At 72.5% G+C, this 22,917-nt stretch carries 16 protein-coding genes; 6 read left to right on the top strand and 10 right to left on the bottom strand.

Features of this window, described 5'->3' with window-relative positions; genetic code table 11:
- The first annotated feature begins 33 nt into the window (after nt 1-33).
- On the top strand, nt 34-819 hold the full coding sequence (gene tfpZ, locus P1K89_RS20070) for a TfpX/TfpZ family type IV pilin accessory protein (protein WP_284618278.1): 786 nt from the start codon (nt 34-36) through the stop codon (nt 817-819).
- A 43-nt stretch (nt 820-862) separates the two neighbouring features.
- Nucleotides 863-2,629 carry a PglL family O-oligosaccharyltransferase gene (locus P1K89_RS20075; RefSeq protein WP_284618279.1) on the top strand — a complete coding sequence of 589 codons (1,767 nt, stop codon included), beginning with the start codon at nt 863-865 and terminating at the stop codon, nt 2,627-2,629.
- Between the two features lie 16 nt (nt 2,630-2,645).
- On the opposite strand, the gene moaC is transcribed toward P1K89_RS20075, so the two are convergent.
- On the bottom strand, nt 2,646-3,131 hold the full coding sequence (gene moaC / locus P1K89_RS20080; protein WP_284618280.1) for a cyclic pyranopterin monophosphate synthase MoaC: 486 nt from the start codon (nt 3,129-3,131) through the stop codon (nt 2,646-2,648).
- A gap of 94 nt (nt 3,132-3,225) precedes the next feature.
- Here moaC and P1K89_RS20085 point away from each other — a divergent pair, with 94 nt between their 5' ends.
- From P1K89_RS20085 to pbpC, 3 genes are all read left to right on the top strand, one after another.
- Nucleotides 3,226-4,881: a M48 family metalloprotease gene (locus P1K89_RS20085; protein WP_284618281.1), complete on the top strand. Its 1,656-nt coding sequence runs from the start codon at nt 3,226-3,228 to the stop codon at nt 4,879-4,881.
- Nucleotides 4,882-4,971: 90 nt separating this feature from the next.
- Complete coding sequence (locus P1K89_RS20090; protein ID WP_284618282.1) at nt 4,972-10,821, top strand: alpha-2-macroglobulin family protein; 5,850 nt, start codon at nt 4,972-4,974, stop codon at nt 10,819-10,821.
- Nucleotides 10,818-12,986, top strand: coding sequence for a penicillin-binding protein 1C (gene pbpC, locus P1K89_RS20095; RefSeq protein ID WP_284618283.1), 2,169 nt, complete (start codon nt 10,818-10,820; stop codon nt 12,984-12,986). Before P1K89_RS20090 ends, pbpC begins: the two co-directional genes overlap by 4 nt.
- A gap of 42 nt (nt 12,987-13,028) precedes the next feature.
- Here the strand turns inward: pbpC and P1K89_RS20100 are convergent, their stop codons facing one another.
- Nucleotides 13,029-13,388, bottom strand: a complete 360-nt coding sequence (locus P1K89_RS20100; protein WP_284618284.1) for a phage holin family protein — start codon at nt 13,386-13,388, stop codon at nt 13,029-13,031.
- A 313-nt stretch (nt 13,389-13,701) separates the two neighbouring features.
- On the opposite strand from P1K89_RS20100, the gene P1K89_RS20105 reads away from it, so the two are divergent.
- Nucleotides 13,702-14,133 carry an SWIB/MDM2 domain-containing protein gene (locus P1K89_RS20105; protein WP_284618285.1) on the top strand — a complete coding sequence of 144 codons (432 nt, stop codon included), beginning with the start codon at nt 13,702-13,704 and terminating at the stop codon, nt 14,131-14,133.
- Nucleotides 14,134-14,245: 112 nt separating this feature from the next.
- On the opposite strand, the gene P1K89_RS20110 is transcribed toward P1K89_RS20105, so the two are convergent.
- The 8 genes from P1K89_RS20110 to P1K89_RS20145 form a co-directional block, all read right to left on the bottom strand.
- Entirely contained in the window at nt 14,246-15,118 is an 873-nt protein-coding gene (locus tag P1K89_RS20110; RefSeq protein WP_284618286.1) for a hypothetical protein, read from the bottom strand.
- Nucleotides 15,115-15,999, bottom strand: a complete 885-nt coding sequence (locus P1K89_RS20115; protein WP_284618287.1) for a DinB family protein — start codon at nt 15,997-15,999, stop codon at nt 15,115-15,117. The genes P1K89_RS20110 and P1K89_RS20115 overlap by 4 nt, the downstream gene beginning before the upstream one ends.
- Nucleotides 15,996-16,322 (bottom strand): ArsR/SmtB family transcription factor, encoded by a 327-nt coding sequence (locus P1K89_RS20120; RefSeq protein ID WP_284618288.1) that lies wholly within the window; start codon nt 16,320-16,322, stop codon nt 15,996-15,998. Before P1K89_RS20120 ends, P1K89_RS20115 begins: the two co-directional genes overlap by 4 nt.
- On the bottom strand, nt 16,319-16,885 hold the full coding sequence (locus tag P1K89_RS20125) for a DinB family protein (protein WP_284618289.1): 567 nt from the start codon (nt 16,883-16,885) through the stop codon (nt 16,319-16,321). Before P1K89_RS20125 ends, P1K89_RS20120 begins: the two co-directional genes overlap by 4 nt.
- A 66-nt stretch (nt 16,886-16,951) precedes the next feature.
- A complete protein-coding gene (locus tag P1K89_RS20130; RefSeq protein ID WP_284618290.1) occupies nt 16,952-17,833 on the bottom strand; it encodes an amidohydrolase family protein in 882 nt (293 codons plus the stop codon).
- Nucleotides 17,834-17,911: 78 nt separating this feature from the next.
- Nucleotides 17,912-20,812, bottom strand: coding sequence for an excinuclease ABC subunit UvrA (gene uvrA, locus P1K89_RS20135; RefSeq protein ID WP_284618291.1), 2,901 nt, complete (start codon nt 20,810-20,812; stop codon nt 17,912-17,914).
- Between the two features lie 96 nt (nt 20,813-20,908).
- On the bottom strand, nt 20,909-22,219 hold the full coding sequence (locus tag P1K89_RS20140) for a hypothetical protein (protein WP_284618292.1): 1,311 nt from the start codon (nt 22,217-22,219) through the stop codon (nt 20,909-20,911).
- Entirely contained in the window at nt 22,216-22,902 is a 687-nt protein-coding gene (locus P1K89_RS20145) for a sigma-70 family RNA polymerase sigma factor (protein ID WP_284618293.1), read from the bottom strand. Before P1K89_RS20145 ends, P1K89_RS20140 begins: the two co-directional genes overlap by 4 nt.
- Nucleotides 22,903-22,917: the final 15 nt, after the last annotated feature.

Below are 22,917 nucleotides of genomic sequence, written 5' to 3' on the forward strand. Positions count from 1 at the left end.
TCCAACAACGTCCGACGCGCCATTCGATTCACCATGAACCGCGTTACCGCCCTGCCCGCACTGGACCTGCGGACCCGCATCAAAGCCGCGTTGATCCACCTGAGCGGCAGCGCATTCGTCGCCGGCATCGCCGCGGCGCTGATCTTCCTGCTCTGGTACCCGTGGCCCTACGCGGCGCTCAGCGGCGGCAGCAAGCTCTTCCTGCTGATCACCGGCGTCGACATCGTGCTCGGGCCGGCGATCACCTTCGCGATCTTCGACCTGCGCAAGGGCTGGCCGCACCTGCGGCGCGACCTCGCGGTGATCGTCGTGCTGCAGCTCGCGGCGCTGGGCTACGGCATGCACACGATGTACCTCGCGCGACCGGTGGCGCTGGCGCTCGAGAGCAACCGTTTCCGGGTGGTCGCTGCGAACGACGTGATCGCCGAGGAACTCGGGCAAGCCCCGGCCGAGTTGCGCGCCCTGTCGATCACCGGTCCGCGCCAGCTGCGGACCATCACGCCCACCGATGCCGACGAGCTGATGAAGTCCATCGAGATGGCACTGGCTGGCGCGGACCTGGGCACGCGGCCGAAGTACTGGCGCGCCTGGGACGACACCGCCCGACGGGAAACGCGCGAGAACGGCAAACCCCTGAAGGTGCTGCGCACCCGTTACCCGGCCCGAGCCGCCGAGCTCGACGAGGCCGTCGCGCGCAGCGGCCGCAGCGACGACCAGCTGGTCTTCGTGCCGGTGATCTCGCGGCACGCCGACTGGGTGGCGCTGATCGACAAGGCCAGCGGCGATGTCGTCGGCTTCGCGCCGTTCAACGCGTACTGATCGCGCGCCCGGTCCCCCTTCGGCGCATTCCTAGAATGCACCGATGCTGCTGACCTCCACTGCAGGATCGCAGGCCGCGCGCCACGCGCTCTGGATGCCCGCCCTGCTGCTCGCCTGCGCCCTGCCCGCGCTGCTGGCATACAACCTGCCGCCGTCCTCGACGATGTTGAACCAGTGCCTCGCGGTGGGCCTTTGGGGCGGCGTCGTCGCGACGGTGGCGCCCTCGGACGGCTGGCTGCGCGCGCGGGTGCTGATGGCCGCGGTGCTGCTGCTGCTGGCCGCGGTGCTCGGCAGCGGCCTCTTCGGTGCCCTGCCCCTGCCGCTGACGGCCTCGGCCGCTGCGCTGGTCATCGCGGCGTTGGGGGTGGCGTGGGCGGGCTGCGCGGCCGCGCAGCGCGACGAGCGCACGGCCCTCTTCAGCTGGTTCGCCATCGGCCTGCTGGTCGCCGGGGCCCTGAGCACCGTCGTCGCGCTGGTGCAGGTCTTCGCACCGTCGCTGGCCGACGGCAACTGGATCGCGGTCAGCGGCCTGCCGGGCCGCGCGGTGGGCAACCTGCGCCAGCCGAACCACCTGTGCAGCCTGCTGCTGTGGGGCGTGATCGCGACCGTCGCGCTGCATGAACTGCGCGTGCTGCGCTTCGGGGCCACCGCCGCGCTGGTCGCCGCGATGGTCTTCGCCGTCGAGCTGAGCGCCTCGCGCACCGGCGCGCTCGGCCTCGGCCTGCTGGCGCTGTGGGGCCTGCTCGACAAGCGCCTGTCCAGGCGCAGCCGCGCGCTGCTGCTGGCCACGCCGCTGCTGTACGCCCTGTCGTACGGCGCGATGGCGCTGTACGGCCAGTGGAGCGACCAGGCCTTCGGCGCCGCCGCGCGCATCGCCGCCGACAGCGCGGCGGAAGGCGGCGGCGGCATAGAAAGCCCGAACTCGCGGCGCCGCATCTGGGCCAATGCGCTGGCCCTGATCGCCCGGCACCCGTGGCTGGGCGTCGGCTTCGGCGAGTTCAATTTCGCCTGGTCGCTGACACCCTTCCCCGGCCGTCCGACCGCCTTCTTCGACCACACGCACACGCTGCCGCTGCAGTTGGCCGTGGAGCTCGGCCTGCCGCTGGCGGGGCTGATCATGGGCCTCTTGGGCCTGGCACTGTGGCAGGGCTGGCGCCGCAGCGGTGACGCGACCGGCGACGACGGAACCTGCGCGCGGTCGGCCTGGATGCTGGTGCTGATGATCGGCCTGCACAGCCTGTCCGAGTACCCGCTGTGGTACGCGTACTTCCTGCTGCCGGCGGCGTTCGCCTGGGGCTTTTCGCTGGGCGCCGGCCGGGCCGTGACCGCGATCGGGCCGCGGCCCGGCCCGTCCTGGGCCGGCGGCATCGCCGGCGCCGTGCTGGTGCTGGGCGCCGCCTACGCCACCTACGACTACAAGTTGATCGTCGACATCTACGCGCCGAGCGAAAGCGCCGGTCCGCTCGACGAACGCATCGCGATCGGCCAGCGCAGCCTGCTGTTCGGCCACCATGCGGACTACGCCGCCGCCACCGGCGCGGAGCCGATGCCCGGCACCGCGCTGGCGTTCCGCCGCGCACCGCATTACCTGCTCGATACCCGGCTGATGATCGCCTGGGCCCGCTACCTCGACCAGCACGGCCAGCCCGATCTCGCCCGCGCGCTGGCCGACCGGTTGCGCGAGTTCCGGAACTCCGCCTCCGATGAGTTCCTGAAGCCCTGCGCCCAGGGCGCCTTCTCGAACTTCCAGTGCCAGGCGCCGCAGCGCCCGCACGACTGGCGCGACTACCGGTCGCCGCCGGCGAAGTAGCGTCCGCCGCAGCGGGTCAGCCGGCGTCGGCTACCCAGTGGCCGGACTTGCCGCCCTGCTTCTCGAGCAAGCGAACGTCGTCCATCACCATGCCGCGGTCGGCGGCCTTGCACATGTCGTAGATGGTCAGCAGCGCGACCTGCACCGCGGTCAGCGCCTCCATCTCGACGCCGGTGCGGCCGACGGTCTCGGCCTGCACTTCCACGTGCACCGCGCTGGCCGCGTCGTCGAGCCGGAACTCCACCGCCACGCGCGTCAGCGGCAGCGGGTGGCACAGCGGGATCAGCTCCGCCGTGCGCTTGGCGGCCTGGATCGCCGCGATGCGCGCGATGCCGATCACGTCGCCCTTCTTCGCGCTGCCCTGCGCGATCAGCGCCAGCGTCGCCGGCTGCATGCGGATCGTGCCGCCGGCGCGCGCGATGCGGTGCGTGTCCGGCTTGGCCGCGACGTCGACCATGTGGGCCTGGCCCTGGGCATCGAAGTGGGTCAGCGGTTGCGTCATCGTCGGGGACAACCAGAAACGTAAGGGAAATGCAGCGGTGCCATCATAGGCGACGCTATTTCTCGGGCGGCGCCACCGCCGCCCGCTGCCGCCGGTGGTTCGTTCCCCCTCCCCCCGCTTCCCGTGGCGCCGACGCGCGCTGTGCTGCCTGATGGCGGCCGCGCTGGCCGCGCCCGCGTGGTCCCAGTCGCCCGACGCGACAGCCAAGCCCGGCCGTGTCGACGACTCGGCTGCCGCACGCGCGGCCGAATCGAACGTGCGCCTGCCGGCACTCGGCGAATCGGCCTCCGACGAGTTCAACCTCAATGCCGAGAAGCGCCTGGGCGAGCAGATCATGCGCGAGGTGCGCCGCGATCCCGACTACCTGGACGACCCGGTGCTGCTGGACTACCTGCAGGCGCTGTGGCAGCCGCTGGTGCGCACGGCGCGCGCGCGCGGCGACATCGACAAGGATTCCGACGGCCTGTTCCCGTACGAAGCCTTCCTGGTGCGCGACCGCAGCGTCAATGCCTTCGCGCTGCCCGGCGGTTATGTCGGCGTGCACCTGGGGCTGATCGGGCTGACCGCCACGCGCGACGAGCTGGCATCGGTGCTGGCGCACGAGCTGTCGCACGTCACGCAGCGCCACATCGCGCGCAGCATCGTCGCGTCGCAGCGCAGCAGCACCTTGAGCCTGGCCGCGATGCTGCTGGGCGTGCTGGCCGCCAGCCGCGCCGGCAGCGCCGACATGGCGCAGGCCGCGATCATGGGCGGCCAGGCCGCCGCCGCGCAGGCACAGCTGAACTTCTCGCGCGACATGGAGCGCGAGGCCGACCGCAACGGTTATGCGCTGATGACGCAGGCCGGCTACGCGCCGTCGGGCATGGCCGCGATGTTCGAGAAGCTCGACAGCGCCAACCGCATCAACGACAGCGGCGGCTTTCCCTACCTGCGCAGCCACCCGCTGACCGTCGACCGCGTCGGCGAAGCGCGCCAGCGCGCGTCGGCGGCGACGACCCCGGCCTTCGGCAACGCCCCGGCGCATGCCGGCGCGCTGCGCCACGCGCTGATGCAGGCGCGCTCGCGCGTGCTGATGGACCCGTCGACGCAGTCGGTGCGGCGCCAGCAGGAGACCGTGCCGCGCAGCGACGCAACGCCGATGCAGCGCCTCGCCGCGCTGTACACGCGTGCGCTCGCGTCGATGCGGCTGCGCGATTTCACCCTCGCCGAGGAAACCCTCGCCGCCGGCACACCGCTGCTGGCCGACAGCGACGCCCGCCTCGCCTGGGCACAGCTGAACGCGGAGCTCGCGATCGCGCGTGCGCAGCCGCAACTCGCCGCGCAGGCCCTGGCCGCATTGCCGGCCGACGGCACGCGCAGCCAGCTGCTGCTGCGCAGCCAGCTCGCGCTGCTGGCCAACGACGACACGGCCCTGCGCGACAGCACCGAAGCGCTGCAGGCCTGGGCCGCCGAACACCGCGGCGACGCCGGCGCATGGCGTGCACTCGCCGCCACCGCCGAACGAATGAACCAGCCGCTGCGCTCGCTGCGGGCGCAGGCCGAGGCGCAGGCTGCGCTGGGCGACCTGCCCGGGGCGATGGACCGCCTGCGCGCCGGCCAGTTGCTGGCCAAGCGCGGCGGTCCCAACATCGACTTCATCGAAGCCTCGGTGATCGACGCACGCATGCGCGAGCTGATCGCACAGCGCCGCCAGCTGATGGCCGAGCAGCGCGGCGACCGCGGACAGCCGCGCCAGGCCGACCCCGACTAGTCGCCGCCGGGCCGTTCCCGAGGCGACGCTTGCCCCCGGGGGCAGGCACCGCGGCTCCTACACTGGCCGCGTTCGCCAGGGGAGCCGACCATGCGTTTGGGGATCGCGGCGTTCAGCCGCATTGCAGGCAACATCGTCGCCGCGCTCATGGCCGCGGCCGTCACCGCGCCGGCCGAGGCCGCGCGCATCACCGGCGTCACGCCGCAGGGCGAGGTCGCGCAGGTGCGGCAGCTGGTCGTGCGCTTCGACGACGCGGTCTCGCCGGCCGGCGACATGCTGCGCCAGGCGCCGCTCACTTTGCAGTGCAGCGGCGGTGCGCTGCCCGAGCGCAGCGCGCGCTGGAACACCGAACGCGAATGGGTGCTCGACTTCCACGCGCCGCTGCCGCCCGGCGTGCGCTGCACCACGCAGCGCAACCCGGCCTGGCAGCCGCGCAGCGGCACACTCGAGGGCCGCACCGACTTCAACTTCTCCACCGGCGGCCCGGCGATCGAGCGCAGCGACCCCTGGGACGGTTCGACGACGATCGCCGAGGACCAGCATTTCCTGCTGCGCCTGACCGGCCCGGCGACGCCGGCCAGCATCGCCGCCAACGCGTGGTGCGAGGTCGACGGCATCGGCGAGCGCATCGGCCTGAACATCGTCAATGGCGCGGCGCGCGACGCGGTGCTGAAGGCCCGTCGCGTGCGCGCGGCCGATGCGGCCCGCACCCTGCTCGTGCACTGCGCGCGGCCGCTCAGCCCCCAGGCCAAGCTGCGCATCGTCTGGGGCGCGGGCATCGCTTCGGCCGCCGACCCGGCGGTGCAGACGCGCGCGCCGCAGCGCCTGCGCTTCGAGGTGCAGCCACGCTTCACCGCCGAGTTCAGCTGCGAGCGCGAGCGCGCGCAGGCGCCGTGCATGCCGCTGGCCGCCGCCATCGTGCGCTTCAGCGCACCGATCCCGCGCGCGCTGGCCGAGCAGCTGCGCCTGACGCCGAGCGACTCGAAACACGGCGCCGCGCGCACGCCGAAGCTGCCGGACAACGAATCGCAGACGAGCGAAGTGCGCTTCCCCGCGCCGCTGCCCGAGCAGGCCAGCCTGCAGCTGACGCTGCCGCGCGAGCTGAAGGACATCGCCGACCGGCCGCTCGCCAACGCCGACCGCTTCCCGCTGACCGTCGCCACCGGCCCGATGCCGCCGCTGGCGAAGTTCGCCGCCTCGCCTTTCGGCATCGTCGAGCACGGGCCGGACGCGATGCTGCCGATCACGCTGCGCCATGTGCAAGGCGAGATCCGCGCCGGCGGCGCGGTGCGCATCAAGAAGATCGACGAACGCGAGTGGCTGAAGTGGATGGGCCAGCTCGCAGCGGCCCAGAACAACGAGTTCAAGAGTCGCGAAACCGCGCTGCTCGCGCGCCAGCCCGACGTGCGCAAGCTCGACCTGCCGCAATTGCAGGGCGGCGACCCGCGGCCCTTCGAGGTGGTCGGCATCCCGCTCGCCGAGCCGGGTTACCACGTGGTGGAGATCGAGTCGCAGGTGCTCGGCGAACGGCTGCTGGCGACGCGCGCGCCGATGTTCGTGCGCACCGGCGTGCTGGTGACCAACCTCGGCGTGCACTTCAAGCGCGGCCACGAGAACTCGCTGGTGTGGGTGACGACGCTGGACCGCGCGCAGCCGGTCGCCGATGCCGAGGTGCTGCTGCACGACTGCGTCGGCAAGCGCCTGTGGGAAGGCCGCACCGATGCGCAGGGCCGCGCGCTGGTGCCCCAGGCGCTGCCCGACCCGAACGAAGAACGCTGCACCTGGCAGCCCGGCTATTACGTCACCGCGAGCAAGGTGATGAAGACCGCGCAGGGCCAGCCGCAGCGCGACAGCGCCTTCGTCTTCAGCAACTGGAACCGCGGCATCGAGCCCTGGCGTTTCAACCAGGTCTCAGGCCTCTACGGCGACGAACGCGGCGCCGAGCAGCTGCGCGTGCACACCATCTTCGACCGCCTGCTGCTGCGCGCCGGCGAGACGGTGTCGATGAAGCACCTGGTGCGCCAGGAAACCACCGCCGGCCTGCGCGATGCCGATCGGGCGAGCCTGCCGACGACGCTGAAGATCGTGCACGTCGGCAGCGGCGACGAAGTGACGCAGCCCCTGCAGTTCGATGCCGCCGGTCGCGCGGCGCTGTCGAGCTGGGCGATCCCGCCGACCGCCAGGCTCGGGCTCTACGACGTGATCCTGAAGAGCGCACGCCGCGTATGGTCGGGCGGGCGCTTCCGCGTCGAGGAATTCCGCCTGCCGCTGATCGATGCGAAATTAATGCCGCCGCGCGGCGACGTGATCGCGCCGGCCGAGACCGTGCTGTCGCTGCAGCTGAACCACCTGTCGGGCGGCGGCGTCGCGCGTGCGCCGGCGCGCGCCAGTGCGCTGCTGCGCGACCGGGACGTGTCTTTCCCCGGTTACGAGAATTTTTCGTTCCAGCCGCCCCGCCCCGAGCGGCGTGATCCGTCGGCCGACGACGAGCCGGCGTCCGGCGATGCCGCGAAGCTGGTGGTCGACAAGCAGGCGCTGGCCACCGACGCCAACGGCGCCGCCGCGGTGACGCTGAAGGGCCTGCCGAAGATCACGCGGCCGAGCGAGCTGCAGGCCGAGGTCACCTTCAACGACCCGAACGGCGAGGTGCAGACGGTGTCGTCGCGCGTGCCGCTGTGGCCGGCCGCGCGGGTGGTCGGCGTGCGCACCGGCAGCTGGGCCGCGGCGATCGGCAAGGTGAAGTTCCAGGCGATCGCGCTGGACCTGCGCGGCAAGCCGATTGCGAACACCAAGCTCGGCGTCATCGCGCGGGTCACGCAATGGGAAGCCAGCCGCAAGCGCCTCGTCGGCGGCTTCTACGCCTACGACCAGCGCTCGCTGCAGAAGCCGCTCGGCGAGGTCTGCTCGGGCAAGAGCGACGAACGCGGCATGCTCCTGTGCGAAGCCTCGATTGACGCCGCCGGCGAGGTGGAGCTCGTCGCGCGCTCGATCGACGAGGCCGGCCGCATCGCCGAAGCCGCGACCACGGTGTGGATCACGCGCCAGGGCGAACTGTGGTTCGAGCAGGACAACGACGACCGCATCGACGTGCTGGCCGACAAGCCGCACTACGCGCCGGGCGAGACCGCCAGGCTGCAGGTGCGCATGCCCTACCGCCAGGCGACCGCGCTGGTCTCGATCGAGCGCGAAGGCATCGTCGACAGCCGCGTCGTGCAGTTGCAGGGCGACGATCCGGTGATCGAGCTGGTGATCCCGAACCGCGACGCGAAGAGCGGCACGGCGGGCGCGTCGACCGCCTCGTGGGCGCCCAACGTCTACGCCAGCGTGCTGGTGCTGCGCGGCCGCGTGCGCCATGTGCCGTGGTACTCGTTCTTCAATTGGGGCTGGCGCTCGCCCGGCGAATGGTGGCGCGCCTTCCGCTACGAGGGGCGCGAGTACCAGGCACCGACGGCGATGGTCGATCTCGCGAAGCCCTCGCACAAGTTCGGCGTCGCGAACCTGAAGATCGGGCTCGCGGCGCACCAGCTCGACGTCAAGGTCACGCCCGAGCGCAGCCAGTACGCTGTGCGGCAGACCGTGAAGACGCGCGTCCAGGTGACGCAGGCCGGGCAGCCCGCCGCGGGGGCGGACATGGCGTTCGCCGCGGTCGACGAAAGCCTGCTCGCGCTGCTGGAGAACGACAGCTGGAAGGTGCTGGAATCGATGTTCCCGCCGCGGGCCTGGGCGGTCGAGACCTCCACCGCGCAAGGCGAGATCATCGGCCGGCGCCACTACGGCCGCAAGGCCATCCCGGCCGGCGGCGGCGGCGGCCGCAACCCGACGCGCGAGCTCTTCGACACGCTGCTGCTGTGGCGCGGCAGCGTGACCCTGGATGCGCGCGGCGAAGCCACGATCGACGTGCCGCTGAACGATTCGCTGACCAGCTTCCGCCTCGTCGCGCTGGCCTCGTCGGGTGCCGATCGCTTCGGCACGGGCCACGCGACGGTGCGGGTGACGCAGGACCTGCAGCTGCTGCCGGGCCTGCCGCCGGTGGCGCGCGAAGGCGACCGCTTCGATGCGGTCTACACGCTGCGCAATACCACCGCGCGCGAGCTGAAGGTCGACGCGGCGCTCGCGGCCAGCGTGCAGCGCGACGATGGCGCGGGCGGCCTGCAGCGCACGCCGCTGACCTTCGCGCCGCAGGCGGTCACCTTGCCGGCCGGTGGAGCGGCCGAAGTGAAATGGCCCATCGAACTGCCGACCGGCGCGATCAGCCTGGTCTACGAGGCCACGGCACAGGAGAAAGTGGACCGCGGCGGCGTGCGCGACGCGGTGAAGACGACGCAGCTGGTGCGGCCGGCGCTGCCGGTTCGCACCTGGGGCGCGACCCTGCAGCAGCTGGACGGTCCGGTCACGCTGCCGGTGGCGCCGCCGGCCGATGCGATCCCCGTCGATCCCGCGAAGCCCGACGGCCCGCGCGCCGGCGGTCTGGTGATCGGCCTGCAGCCGACACTCGCCGGCGCGCTGCCCGGCATCCGCCGCTTCTTCGAGCAGTACCCGTTCAGCTGCCTCGAACAGCAGAGCTCGCGCGCGCTGGCGCTGCAGGACGCGGCGGCCTGGACGCGCCTCGTCAACGCGCTGCCGGGGTACCTGGACGCCGATGGCCTCGCGCTTTACTACCCGCCGCGCGCCGGCGATGCACCGCGCGGCAGCGACCGGCTCACCGCCTACCTGATCGCCGCCGCGCACGAAGCGAAGCAGACGATTCCCGACGCCCCGCGCGAGCGCATGCTGCAGGCCCTGGTCAACTTCGTCGAAGGCCGGCTCGAACGCAAACCCTGGGTGCCGGCCAGCAGCGCCGGCATCGACCTCGACGTGCGCAAGCTCGCGGCGATCGAGGCGCTGTCGCGCCACGGCCGCGCGCGCGCCGCGCAGCTGCAGTCGATCACCATCGAGCCGAACCGCTGGCCGACCGCCGCGGTGATCGACTGGCTGCGCATCCTGCAGCGCATCGACGGCGTGCCCGAGCGCGCGCAGCGCCTGACCGAGGCGCAGACCGTGCTGCGTTCGCGCATCACGTATGCCGGCAGCATGCTGAAGTTCAGCACCGAGGCCGGCGATTTCTGGTGGTGGCTGATGGACAGCGGCGATGCCAACGCGGCGAAGCTGATCCTCGCGCTGGTCGACGACCCGGCCTGGAAGGACGAGCTGCCACGGCTGGTGCTCGGTGCGCTGGGCCGCCAGCAGCGCGGCGCGTGGCTGACGACCACCGCCAATCTCTGGGGCGTGCTCGCGCTCGAGCGCTTCGCGGCGCGCTTCGAGAGTGCCGCGGTCGGCGGCCGCAGCGTCGCGACCCTCGGCAGCGCCAGCGTCTCGCACGACTGGTCTGCGCAGAAGAACGGCGGCCGCATGTCGCTGCCGTGGCCCGCCGCGGCGGCCTCGGGCGCCACGCTGCAGGTCACGCAGCAGGGCGGCGGCAAGCCCTGGCTCACCGTGCAGGCGCTCGCCGCGGTGCCGCTGAAGGCGCCGGTCGCCGCCGGTTATCGCCTGACGCGCACGGTGAGCGCCGTCGAGCGCAAGGCCGATGGCGCGTGGAGCCGCGGCGACGTGCTGCGGGTGCGCGTGGAGATCGATGCGCAGGCCGACATGACCTGGGTCGCGCTGAACGATCCGGTGCCGACCGGCGCCACGCTGCTCGGCTCTGGCCTCGGCCGCGACTCGGCCATCGCCACCGGCGGTGAACGCCGCGAGGGCAGCGCATGGCTGACCTACGAGGAGCGCGCGCAGGACGCCTTCCGCGCGACCTGGGAGTTCATGCCGCGCGGCAAGCACGTCATCGAGTACACGCTGCGCCTGAACAGCGCCGGCCGCTTCGGCCTGCCGCCGTCGCGCGTCGAGGCGATGTACGCGCCGGAGAGCTTCGGCGAAGTACCGAACGCGGTGCTGGAGGTGAAGCCGTGACCCGTTCGGCACGGCACGCCACCGTCGCACTGCTGTGCGCGATGGCCTGTGCCGTGGCGGCCGATGCGGCGGCCGACGACGAGGTGCCGCGCTTCGAGGCCGTGCGCGCGGCGCACCGGCCTTCGGACCTCACGGTGCTCGACCGTCATGGCGGGCCGATCCAGTCGCTGCGCATCGATCACACCGTGCGCCGCCTGCCGTGGCTGCCCCTGGCGCAGGTCTCGCCGGCGCTGCGCGAACTGCTGGTGCAGGGCGAGGACCGGCAGTTCTGGTCGCACGCCGGTGTCGATTGGGGCGGCCTCGCGCGCGGTGCACTGGCCCGTTCGCAGGGCCGGGTGGAGGGCGGCTCGACCCTGACGATGCAGCTCGCCGCGCTGCTCGACCCGGCGCTCGCGCGGCCGTCTGGAGGACGCGGCGTGGCGCAGAAGTGGTCGCAGATCGGCGCGGCGCGTCAACTCGAAGCGCGCTGGAGCAAGGTGCAGATCCTCGAGGCCTACCTCAACCTCGTGCCGCTGCGCGGCGAGCTGGTCGGCGTGCCGGCGGCGAGCTGGCAGCTCTTCGGCAAGCGCGCGTCGGGCCTCGACCGCAGCGAAGCGGCGCTGCTGGTCGCGCTGCTGCGCGCGCCGAACGCCACACCGGCGCTCGTGCAGCGGCGCGCCTGCGCGCTGATCGGCGAAGCGCCGGACTGCGAGCGCATCGGCATCGTCGCCGCGCGCGCGCTGGCCCCGAAGCGCACGATGCCCCCGCCGGTCGAGCCGCTGGCGCCGCACCATGCGCGCTGGCTGCTCGCGCAGCAGCCGAAGCCGATGACCGCGGCCACCTTGCGCAGCACGCTCGACGCGAGGCTGCAGCGCAGCGCGCTGCAGGCCCTGCGTGCGCAGATGGCCGAGCTGCAGGGCCGGCAGGTCGAGGACGGCGCGGTCGTGGTGCTGCACAACCGGACCGGCGAGGTGCTGGCCTGGGTCGGCTCCAGCGGCGCCGCCTGGTCCGACGCACCGGCGGTCGATGCGGTGCTCGCGCGCCGCCAGCCGGGCTCGACCTTGAAGCCGTTCGTCTATGCGCTGGCCTTCGAACGCGGCCTGCTGACGCCGGCGAGCCTGGTGCACGACGCGCCGGCGGACCTCGACGGCGGCAGCGGCGCCTTCATGCCGCGCAACTACGACCACCGTTACCGCGGCTGGGTCAGCGCGCGCACCGCGCTGGCCGCGAGCCTCAACGTGCCGGCCGCGCGGACCGCGGCGCTGATCGGGCCGGAGCCGCTCTTCGATGCACTGAACGCCGCCGGCCTGCAGCTCGGCGAGAGCGGCGGCTACCACGGCCTCGCGCTCGCGCTGGGCACCGCCGACGTCACGCTGCTGCAGCTGACGAATGCCTACCGCATGCTGGCCAACCAGGGCCGGTGGTCGCCGGTGGTGGGCCTGGCCGGCGCATCGGGCACGGCGCCTGCCAGGGGCGGCAGTCGTTCGGTGATCGATGCCCGCACCGCGTTCCAGATCGGCGACATCCTCGCCGACGCCGGCGCGCGCGCGACCACCTTCGGCCTCGACAGCGCGCTGGTCACTCGCGGCTTCGCGGCGGTCAAGACCGGCACCAGCATGGACATGCGCGACAACTGGTGCATCGGCTTCACCGAACACCACACGATCGGCGTCTGGGTCGGCAATGCCAGCGGCGAGGCGATGCACCGCGTCAGCGGCACGCAGGGCGCGGCGCCGGTGTGGCGCGCGCTGGTGCAGCAGCTGCAGGCGCAGGTGCCGTCGCGCGCGCCGCTGCCGCCGGCCGGACTCGAGCGGCGCGCGATCCACTTCGACGAGGCACTCGAAGCGTCGCGCGAGGAGTGGTTCGTGGCCGGCAGCGCACCCGCCGGCGGCCGCGTGCGCGCCGGCGAGCAGCTCGCGCAGGCGCGGCCCAGCGGCATCAGCAGCCCGCGCGACGGCTCGGTGTTCGCGCTCGATCCGGATATGCCGGCGCCGGTGCAGCGCATCCGCTTCGAGGGCGAAGCGGGCCACTGGTGGCTCGACGGCCGGCCGATCGGCCAGGGCGCGTCGCTGCAGTGGATGCCGTGGCCGGGTCGCCATCGGCTGGAGCTGAAGGGCCTCGACGGCCGCGTGGTCGACCGCGTCGCCTTCGAGGTGCGTGGCGCGACGGTGACTGCGAAGCGCTGAACTTGTTGCGCTGAGCGAGACGGCATCTCGCTCAACGCGCCATCAGGCGTCAGCCCGGTTGAAGACGCGCTCGACCGCGACGTCGATGACCATGCCGCACAGGCTGTAGATCACCGAGCCGATGAGCGCCGCGCCGAAGCCCGAGACGTTGAAGCCCGCCAGCACGCTGGCCGCGGCCCAGAACATCAGCGCGTTGATCACGAAGAGGAACAGGCCCAGTGTGAGCAGCGTGACCGGGAAGGTCAGCAGCACCAGCAGCGGCCGCACCAGCGTGTTCAACAGGCCGATCACGAGGGCCGCGATCATCGCCGAGACGAAGCTCGTGACGACGACCCCCGAGTACACGTGAGCCACCAGCAGCAGGGCCGCGGCGAGCAACAACCAGCGCGCGATGATCTTCATGCGGCCAGCATATCAAGGCCGTCGAGCGGCCCTTCAAGTGCCTCGCGATGCGCTCGTGCGAGCCACGAAAGGTCCACGAGAGCGCGCCCGAATGCACCGAGTGACGCACCGAGTGACGCATCGAGTGATGCAGCGAGACGACAAATCAGCGTTTTCAGAGGGAAGAAGCGGGCTTCTACGAGGGAAAACCGCTTCTCAGCACCTAGGTGACGCAGTACCATTGCGCCCGCAGAGGTCATGAGAGAAACGAGGGTCCGCGAGACCCCGGCCCGGACCCCGGCACATCAACAACCTTGTGATGGAGAGAATCAACATGGCAACTGCGAAGAAGGCCGCTCCGGCCAAGAAGGCCGCTCCGGCGAAGAAGGCCGCCCCGGCGAAGAAGGCGGCGCCCGCGAAGAAGGCCGCCGCCCCGGCGAAGAAAGCAGCCCCCGCGAAGAAGGCGGCCGCCCCGGCGAAGAAGGCCGCAGCGAAGAAGGCCGCGCCCGCCAAGAAGCGCACCCCGAACGCCGCCTTCATGAAGGCGATGACGCCCAGCGCCGCCCTGGCCGCCGTGATCGGCGACAAGGCGCTGCCGCGCACCGAGGTGACGAAGAAGGTGTGGGAGTACATCAAGAAGAACGGCCTGCAGGACAAGGTCAAGAAGACGATGATCAACGCCGACGCCAAGCTGAAGGAGATCTTCAAGCAGGCGCAGGTGTCGATGTTCGAGATGACCAAGCTGATCAACGCGCACCTGAAGTAAGCCGCCTCAGGATCGCTCCGAGGGGCAGGCTACCCGGACGAGCGATCCCGAAGCAGCGACGAAGGCCGGCTTTGCAGCCGGCCTTTTTCATTGGTGCGCGCGTCGTTGCTCATCAATGCGCCGGCAGATCCTGCAGCACCTGCGCGCACCACGTGCGCAGGGCCTCGTCGCCGACCTCGGCCAACAGGCCTTGCATGCGGTCACGCTGTCGCCCGGCAGCGTCCGCATCGCCCGCAGCACGGGCCGCATGCCACAGCGCCTCGTGCGCGAAGAAGCGTTCGGCCGCATCGGCGCCTTCGGCCTCGCAGATCGCCAGGCACGAACGCGCGTGGGCGAGCGCCTCGTCGCCCCGGCCCAGCACCGCATGGCAGCGCGCGAGCTGGTAGTCGGCGCGCTCCACATGCATCCAGGTGCCCGCGCCCTGCCAGGCCCGCCGCGCGATCGTGGCGGCGTCCAGCATCAGCGCGTCGCGCGCCGCGTTCCCGCGCGGGCCCTCGCGCAGGTGCAGCGCGAGGTTGTTCGCACAGGCGGCGAAGGCCTGGCGCGTAGCGGTGTCGGGCGATCCGGCCGCCTGCGGCTCGGACTCGCGCAACGTGCGGCTGGCGTCGCCGCCGCGGCCCGTGGCGATCCAGGCCAGCAGCACGTTCTGCAGCACGCGCCAGCGCGACGGCTCGCCGATCGGCGGCAGATCCGCAGCATCGCCGACCCGTGCCAGCGCCCAACGGACGCGGCCCACCGCATCGGCGCAGGCGCCGCCCGGCGCGTCGCGGAACCCGGCCGGCAAGGCCGCCAGAAGGCGCTGCAGTGCGTCCGCGTCCGCCAGGTGGCCCAGCAGCACATGCTCGGCCAGCCGCAAGGCCTCGGCGCCTTCGTCGTCCGCCGGCAGCGTCGGCGCGCGCGCGGCCAGCGCCTCGGCGATGGCTTGCGGCGAGGCCGCGTGGGTGTCGTAGGCGCCGTCGAGAAAGGCGCGCAGGTCGTCGTTCATCGATCCTCCCCTTCGTTCCACAACAAGGCCATCTCGGCGCGGTGCTCCTGGTCGTGCGCGACCATCGCGGCCAGCAGGTCGCCGGCCGTGGTCGGTCCGCCGAATCGGATCGGCCGCGCCAGCACTTCGGCATCGCAGCGCGCGAGCGCGGCCAGCGATCGTGCGCGCTGCGCGACGAAGCGCCGCGCGGCGCCGCGCCACGGGCGCTGCTGGTAGCGGCGCTCGATCGCCAGCCGGTCGCCATCGACGCCGGCGAGCTCGGGCTCGATGTCGTGCAGCACGCGCGGCCAGCGCTGCGCCCAGCCGAGCTGCTCGACGTCGGCCAGGTGCCACAGGTGCTCGACCAGCGAGAAGCGATCGGGTGCCGGCTTGCGGTAGCCGGCATCGGCGGGCATCGCGTCGAGCAGCCGGCGCACCGCGGCGGCGCTGCCGGCCAGGTACGCGCGGGCCGCCGCCAGCGCCGCCTCGTCGCCGATGCGGGCACCCGGCAGCAGGCCGCGCGGCGCAGCGCCGAGGGCGTCCGCCACCGCATCGCGCGGCAGGCGACCGTCCTGCCCGTCGAGCGCTTCATGCAGCAAGGTCAACCGGCTGCCGCCGTCGCAAGCCGCCACCGCGCAGTGCAGCGAACGCCGGCCGCCCGCGCCGTCGACCACCAGCACGAGGCTGGTCGGCGGTCGGGCGTCGAGCACGGTGATGGTGATGGCACGACCCTGTGCGTCATGACCGGTGAGCACCGCGCCGGCCTCGAGCGCACGCCGGGGCAGCGCCGCGCCGAGGTAGTCGGCGATGAAGCCGCTGTCGTGCACATGCGCCCAGACGCGCTCGGGCGGCGCCGGCAGCCGCGACGCATGCACCGCCTGCGGAACGCCGGCCCGGCTCACGACGCGCCCTCCAGGGCCTTGTGCAGCGCGGCCAGCGCGGCGCTGTGCTCGCGCGCGCTGGTGGTCACCCAGCGCGCGGGCAGCGTCTGCAGCGGCACCGGGTTCAGGTAGTGCAGCTTCTCACGCCCGCGCCACACCGGCACGACGAGGTCGACCGCTTCCAGCAGCGCGAGGTGCTTCGACAGCGCCTGGCGCGACTGCGTGAAGCCCTCGATCAGCTCGCCGAGCGTCAGCCCCGGTTGGTCGCGCAGGCGGTCGAGCAGCCGCCGCCGCGTCGCGTCGGACAACGCGCGCAGCAGGCGATCGATGTCGTCGTCGTTCATGCCGGCGCGGCGCCGGCTTCGCGGCGCTGCGGCTGCTGGCGATGCAGGAAACCGGTGAACAGGTCGCGCGGCGGCGCCACGCCCAGCTGCGTGAGGATGCGCCCGACCGCGCCGCGGTGGTTGCTGCCGTGCAGCGCGACGTGCAGCAGCATCTCGGCCCGGGTCATGCAGCCGACGTCACCGTCGGTGAAGGTGAATCGGATGGGCTCGGCCAGTGCATCGGCCGACAGCGCGCCGATCAGCGCGAGGTAGCCCTGGTCCGTCTCGCGCACGGCGGCGTGCAGCGCGTCGAGCGTCGGCGTCTCCGAGGTGTTGGTGGCGGTGTAGCCGTGCGGCCTGCCTTCGAGGTGCGCCGCGAAGATGCGGTCGACGACGTGGATGTGGTTCAGGATGCGCAACGCGGCGTGGCGCGCATCGGCATGGGCTTCGGCGTCCACGTCGCGCAGGCGGCTCAGCAGCGCGTCGTCGGCCCAGGCCTTGTGGCCGAACACGGATTCCAGTAATGGCAGCGGGATCATCGCGACAAGGTCGGTCGGCGCCGACAGGCAACTCGATGGTTGCATGTTGCCAGGCCTGACGCGAACATGCAACCCATCGATTGCAGATCGAGATGCGAAGCCGTTGCGCCCTCAGTCCGGATCGGCGAGCCCGAACAGCCTCGCGCCGTTGCCCCAGCCGATGCGCCGCGCGACTTCCGGCGGCAGGTCGCCGAGCCAGCGCCGCGCGTCGCTCATCAGCGCTTCGTAGCCGCTCCAGCGGCCGTTGATCCAGGTGTCCGAGCCGACCACGAAGCGGTCGGGGAAGGTGGTCATCAGCGCCTTCCATTCGGCGCTCAGGCCCCCGCCGCCGGTGGTCAGCCCGGGGCGGTAGGACAGCTCGCCGACCAGCTGCGGGTAACGCTGCATCAGGGCGCGCACCCGCTCGATCGGTGCCCCGCCGATGCCGGTGTGCGCCCAGATCAGGCGGGCCTGCGGCGCATGCGCCATCAGCTTGTCGATCGCCGCGTCATCCACGTGCGCCAGCACGACCAGCCCGCGCGCCTGCGCCAGCTTCATCAGCTTCGCGGCCACCGGGCCGTCGGCGTTCGCGCTGTCGTAGAGGTGGAACTCGCCAAGGCCGCGGTACGGCCCGGCGGCGGTGCCGGCGGCGAGCTCGTCCTGCACCATCGTGTGGATCGATTCGTCGGCGAACCAGCCCGAGTAGTCGGCGCGGTTGCGGTACAGGCGCACGAAGGGCACGACGGTGATACCGGCCTTGCGCGTCTCGTCGCGCGCGGCGGCGAGCGACCGGGTGCCGACGTTCGGCCGGCTGTTGGCGATGATCGCGCGCACGCCCGAGCGCTGCATCATCGCCAGCACCTCGGCGATCGGGTACGGGCAGGCGCCGGGGAACATGCACGCCTCGTCGTTGTAGTGCAGGTGCGCGTCGAACAGCGGGCCGGCGTAAGGCGTCTGCGCGGCCGCGGTCAACGGCAGCAGCACGGCGATCAGTGCGGGCAGGAGACGGCGCATGGGAACCTCCGGCGGGACGGGTCGCCGGGAGTGTAGGCAGCGCAAGGAACCACAGGCGGCGTGCGCGCCGCTTGTCCTTCAGCCCAGCATCGGCTTCAGGAAGCGCCCGGTGTGGCTGTCCGCGCAGCCGGCGATCGCCTCGGGCGGCCCTTCGCACAGCACGCGGCCGCCGCCGGCACCGCCTTCCGGGCCCATGTCGATCACCCAGTCGGCGGTCTTGATGACGTCGAGGTTGTGCTCGATCACGACGATGGTGTTGCCGGCGTCGCGCAGCTGGTGCAGCACGCGCAGCAGCAGCTCGATGTCGGCGAAGTGCAGGCCGGTGGTCGGCTCGTCGAGGATGTAGAGCGTGCGGCCGGTGTCGCGCTTGCTGAGCTCGAGCGCCAGCTTGACCCGCTGCGCCTCGCCGCCGGACAGCGTGGTCGCGCTCTGGCCGAGCGTGATGTAGCCGAGGCCGACGTCGAGCAGCGTCTGCAGCTTGCGCGCGATCGTCGGCACCGCGCTGAAGAAGCCGTGCGCATCCTCGACGGTCAGGCCGAGCACCTCGCTGATGTTGCGGCCCTTGTACTGGACCTCCAGCGTCTCGCGGTTGTAGCGCTTGCCGTGGCAGGTGTCGCAAGGCACGTAGACGTCGGGCAGGAAGTGCATCTCGACCTTCAGCACGCCGTCGCCCTGGCAGGACTCGCAGCGCCCGCCGGCGACGTTGAAGCTGAAGCGCCCCGCGCCGTAGCCACGCTCGCGCGCCATCGGCACCTCGGCGAAGAGCTCGCGGATCGGCGTGAACAGGCCCGTGTAGGTGGCCGGGTTGGAGCGCGGCGTGCGGCCGATCGGGCTCTGGTCGACGTTGATCACCTTGTCGAAGGCGTCGAGCCCGTCGATCTCGTCGTGCGGCGCGGCTTCGGCGTGGCTGTTGTAGAGCTTGCGCGCGACCGCCGCGTACAGCGTGTCGTTGACCAGGGTGCTCTTGCCCGAGCCCGAGACGCCGGTGACGCAGGTGAACAGGCCCACCGGGATCTCGACCGTCACGCCCTTCAGGTTGTTGCCGCGCGCGTTGACGATGCGCAGCGACAGCGGTTCCTCGCTGTCGGCCAGCGTGTGTCGCGCCTCGGGCACCTCGATGCGCATCACATGCGCGAGGTAGCGGCCCGTCAGCGACTCGGCGCTGGCCGCCACTTGCGCGGGCGTGCCCTGCGCGATCACCTGCCCGCCGTGCACGCCGGCGCCGGGGCCGAGGTCGATCACATGGTCGGCGGCGCGGATCATGTCCTCGTCGTGCTCGACGACGAGCACGCTGTTGCCGAGGTCGCGCAGGTGCCGCAGCGTGCCGATCAGGCGCTCGTTGTCGCGCTGGTGCAGGCCGATGCTGGGTTCATCGAGCACGTACATCACGCCGGTCAGGCCCGAGCCGATCTGGCTGGCCAGGCGGATGCGCTGCGCCTCGCCGCCGGACAGCGTGTCGGCGCTGCGGTCGAGGCTCAGGTAGTTCAGGCCGACGTCGTTGAGGAACTTGAGCCGCGAGCGGATCTCGCGCACCACCTTGTCGGCGATCTCGGCCTTCGCGCCCTTCAGCGCCAGCTGCTCGAAGTACGACTGCGTGTCGGCGAGCGTCGCGTGCTCGACCTCGAAGATCGCCTTGCGCGACGCGGCGCTGTCACCTTGCAGGAAGACATGGCGCGCCTCGCGCCGCAGCCGCGTGCCGTGGCACTGCGTGCAGGGCTTCGCGGCCTGGTAGCGCGCGAGGTCCTCGCGCACCGCCATCGAGTCGGTTTCGCGGTAGCGGCGCTCGAAGGTCGGGATGATCCCCTCGAAAGGATGCGAGCGCTTGACCGAGCGCACCTTGCCCTTCGCGCTCTCGGCCTGGTAGAGGAACTCGATCTCCTCCTCGCCCGAGCCGTACAGCAAGGCCTTCTGGGCGGCCGGGGGCAGCGACTCGAACGGCGCATCGATGTCGAAGCCGTAGTGCCGGGCCACCGATTCGAGCAGCGAGAAGGTGTAGGCGTTGCGCCGGTCCCAGCCCTTCACCGCGCCGCCGGCGAGGCTGAGGCTCGGGAAGGCGACGACACGCTCGGGATCGAACACCGTCTGCTGGCCCAGGCCGTCGCAGGCCGGGCAGGCGCCCATCGGCGCGTTGAACGAGAACAGCCGCGGCTCGAGCTCGGGCAGCGAATAGCTGCAGACCGGGCACGCGAACTTGCTGCTGAACAGATGTTCCTTCCCGCCGTCCATCTCCAGCGCGATCGCCCGGCCGTCGGCGGCGCGCAGCGCGGCCTCGAAACTTTCGGCGAGGCGCTGCTTGACGTCGGGCCGCGACTTCAGCCGGTCGATCACGACGTCGATGTCGTGCTTCTCGCTCTTCTTCAACTTCGGCAGCTCGGGCACCTCGGCGATCTGGCCGTCGATGCGAAAGCGCACGTAGCCGCGCGCCTGCATGTCGGCGAAGAGCTCGGCGAACTCGCCCTTGCGGTCGCGCACCACCGGCGCCAGCACCATCAGCCGCGTCTCTTCCGGCAGCGCGAGCACGGTGTCGACCATCTGGCCGACGCTCTGCGCTTCGAGCGGCAGGTCGTGCTCCGGGCAGTACGGCGTGCCGGCGCGCGCGTAGAGCAGGCGCAGGTAGTCGTGGATCTCGGTGACGGTGCCGACCGTCGAGCGCGGGTTGTGCGAGGTGGCCTTCTGCTCGATGCTGATCGCCGGCGACAGGCCTTCGATCACGTCGACATCGGGCTTGTCCATCAGCTGCAGGAACTGCCGCGCATAGGCCGACAGGCTCTCGACATAACGCCGCTGGCCCTCGGCATACAGCGTGTCGAACGCCAGGCTGGACTTGCCCGAGCCCGACAGCCCGGTGATGACCACCAGCGCATGCTTCGGGATGTCGAGGTCGATGTTCTTCAGGTTGTGCGTGCGCGCGCCGCGGATCAGCAACTGCGGGTGCTCATGCGGGCGGACTCGATCATGGGTGGGAGGCGCGGAGGACATCGACGTCGGCAGGTCGGAAGGCAACCGGCCATGATAGCGGCGCGAGGCATTCGGCCCACACCCTGCCCGCGGGCCGGACGACTGGCGGCCGCGCGCTCAGCGCATCGCGTCGCGCAGCTGCTGCAGCGCCGCGTCGTCGAGCGGCGCGAACCACACGCTGCCGTCCGGCTCGGTCCAGCGCACGCCATCGCGCTCGATGCGCAGCGCCAGCGCCGCTGAGAAGCTCGCCGTGCGACCGGCGGCGAGCTCGCCGGTGCGCGGCGACGAGGCGAACGCGGTGTTCGACGCCGGACGCTGCCAGCGTCCGCGCGTCAGCTGGTCGAGCAGCGGCAGCCAGCGTTGCGAGGCCGCGTCCGACGGCGGCAGCGCGATCAGCGCCGCGAGCCGGGGCGGTTGAACGGGCGGCGAGACCAGCGCCGCGCCTGCACGCGCGGCCACCGCCGGTGCCGCGGGTGCCGGGGGTGCCGGGGGTGCCACGGGGGCTGTCGGCGAGACGACGGACGCCTGTGCCTGCCGGCGTTCGTCGCGGGCGCCGGCCGTGGCGTTGTCGGCGCTCGGCGACGCCGGGAACGCGCGCGGCGCGGCCGGTGCAGCGGCTGCCACCGGGGGAGGCGGTGGCGCGGCCGGTGCCGGTGCCGGTGCCACTTCGACCCTCGCCGGCGCAGCAGCACCGGCCGCGCGTTCGCTGCCGGTGTCGGCCGGCGCGCGTTCGCGCGCTTTCGCGAGGTCACGCTCGGCGGTCGGCGCGGCGCGGCGCGCCGGCGGTTCTGGTGCGGCGGGGGCAGGCGCTGGCGTGGCCAGCGGCGCCACGGCTTCGGCCACGGCGCGCGGCGCCTCGGCCTCCCGCTTCGCTTCCTCTTGCGGCTGCGCGGGGGCCTGCGCCATCTTCGGCTTCGCAGCGGCAGCGGCTTTCGCCGGCGCGGCGTCGGCCCGCGGGCGCTCGGCCGCGGCCGTGCTGCTATCCTCGCGCGGCGCCGGTGCGGCGGCCGCCCGGTCGCGCGCGGCCGGCGCTGCATCGGGGTCCACCGGCGGCGCCGGCGCGATCGTCGGTGCCGGTGCCGGCGCGGGGGCGCGCGACGACCCCGCTGGCGGCAGCTCGTCGCTGGTCATCGGCGGCACCGGTTCGTTGAACCACAGCGACAGCGTCAGCGCCGAGACCACCAGCGCGGCGACCCCGCCGGCCCACACCGGCCGCGGTGCGAACAGCATCTGCCCGCCCTGGCGCAGCGCCGCGGCGACGCGGGCCCAGGGCGACGGTGCCGGCGGGGCGACGGCCGCGCGCGCCGCGGCCGCGATGGCCGCGGACAGCGCCGGCGGCGGCGCCGCGTCGTGGTCGGGCGCGTGCCGAAGCGCGGCCTTCAGCCGCGCATCGAGCCCGGGATCGCGATCGTCATGGGCGCCGTTCATCGCGCCCCTTTCAGGCTTTCGGGCGCCAGGTAGGCGCCCATGCAGGTGCGCAGCTTGGCCATCGCGTAGCGCAGCCGGCTCTTCGCGGTCTCGAAGCCGAGCTCGAGCGCGCGCGCGATGTCGTCGAGCGTGCAGTCCTCGTCGTGGTGCATCAGGAAGACGACGCGTTGCGGCGCGGGCAGTTCATCGAGGCAACCCAGCAGGCGTTCGCCGGCGCGGCGCCAGAAGAGCTGATCCTCGGCAGGCGCCGTGCCCGGCGCCGGCCAGTCGAGCCAGGGTTCGCCGTCGGGCACGAAGGGGTCGTCGCGCTCACCGTCGCCATCGAAGGCGGCATTCGAGACCTCGCGGCCGCTGCGCCGCAGCTGGTCGATCGCGCGGTTCTGCGCCAGCGTGAAGAGCCAGGTGCGGAAGGCCGCGGCGGGCGCACCCCCTTCTGGACCATCCGCCGGTCGCGCGACGAACCGATCGCGCGACTGCACGACGCGCATCCAGGTGTCCTGGAACACCTCGTCGGCCTGCGCCGCCAGCGCCTGGCCGAGCACACGACGCACGAAGCGGTACAGCGCCGCGTGGTGGCGCTGGTAGAGCCGGTCGAAGGCGCGTGCGTCGCCGCGCGCGAAGGCGGCCATCAGGCGCGCGTCTTCGTCGGCATCGGCAGGGCTGGTGCGCGGCGGCTCGCTCATCGGCGGGCAGTCTGC

Source organism: Aquabacterium humicola, assembly GCF_030167915.1.
GTDB lineage: Bacteria > Pseudomonadota > Gammaproteobacteria > Burkholderiales > Burkholderiaceae_C > Pseudaquabacterium > Pseudaquabacterium humicola.

Coding starts and splice junctions, on each gene's coding strand:
- tfpZ (WP_284618278.1), top strand. CDS start 34: ATGAACCGCGTTACCGCCCTGCCCGCACTGGACCTGCGGACCCGCATC.
- P1K89_RS20075 (WP_284618279.1), top strand. CDS start 863: ATGCTGCTGACCTCCACTGCAGGATCGCAGGCCGCGCGCCACGCGCTC.
- moaC (WP_284618280.1), bottom strand. CDS start 3,131: ATGACGCAACCGCTGACCCACTTCGATGCCCAGGGCCAGGCCCACATG.
- P1K89_RS20090 (WP_284618282.1), top strand. CDS start 4,972: ATGCGTTTGGGGATCGCGGCGTTCAGCCGCATTGCAGGCAACATCGTC.
- P1K89_RS20100 (WP_284618284.1), bottom strand. CDS start 13,388: ATGAAGATCATCGCGCGCTGGTTGTTGCTCGCCGCGGCCCTGCTGCTG.
- P1K89_RS20105 (WP_284618285.1), top strand. CDS start 13,702: ATGGCAACTGCGAAGAAGGCCGCTCCGGCCAAGAAGGCCGCTCCGGCG.
- P1K89_RS20110 (WP_284618286.1), bottom strand. CDS start 15,118: ATGAACGACGACCTGCGCGCCTTTCTCGACGGCGCCTACGACACCCAC.
- P1K89_RS20120 (WP_284618288.1), bottom strand. CDS start 16,322: ATGAACGACGACGACATCGATCGCCTGCTGCGCGCGTTGTCCGACGCG.
- P1K89_RS20125 (WP_284618289.1), bottom strand. CDS start 16,885: ATGCAACCATCGAGTTGCCTGTCGGCGCCGACCGACCTTGTCGCGATG.
- P1K89_RS20130 (WP_284618290.1), bottom strand. CDS start 17,833: ATGCGCCGTCTCCTGCCCGCACTGATCGCCGTGCTGCTGCCGTTGACC.
- uvrA (WP_284618291.1), bottom strand. CDS start 20,812: ATGTCCTCCGCGCCTCCCACCCATGATCGAGTCCGCCCGCATGAGCAC.
- P1K89_RS20140 (WP_284618292.1), bottom strand. CDS start 22,219: ATGAACGGCGCCCATGACGATCGCGATCCCGGGCTCGATGCGCGGCTG.
- P1K89_RS20145 (WP_284618293.1), bottom strand. CDS start 22,902: ATGAGCGAGCCGCCGCGCACCAGCCCTGCCGATGCCGACGAAGACGCG.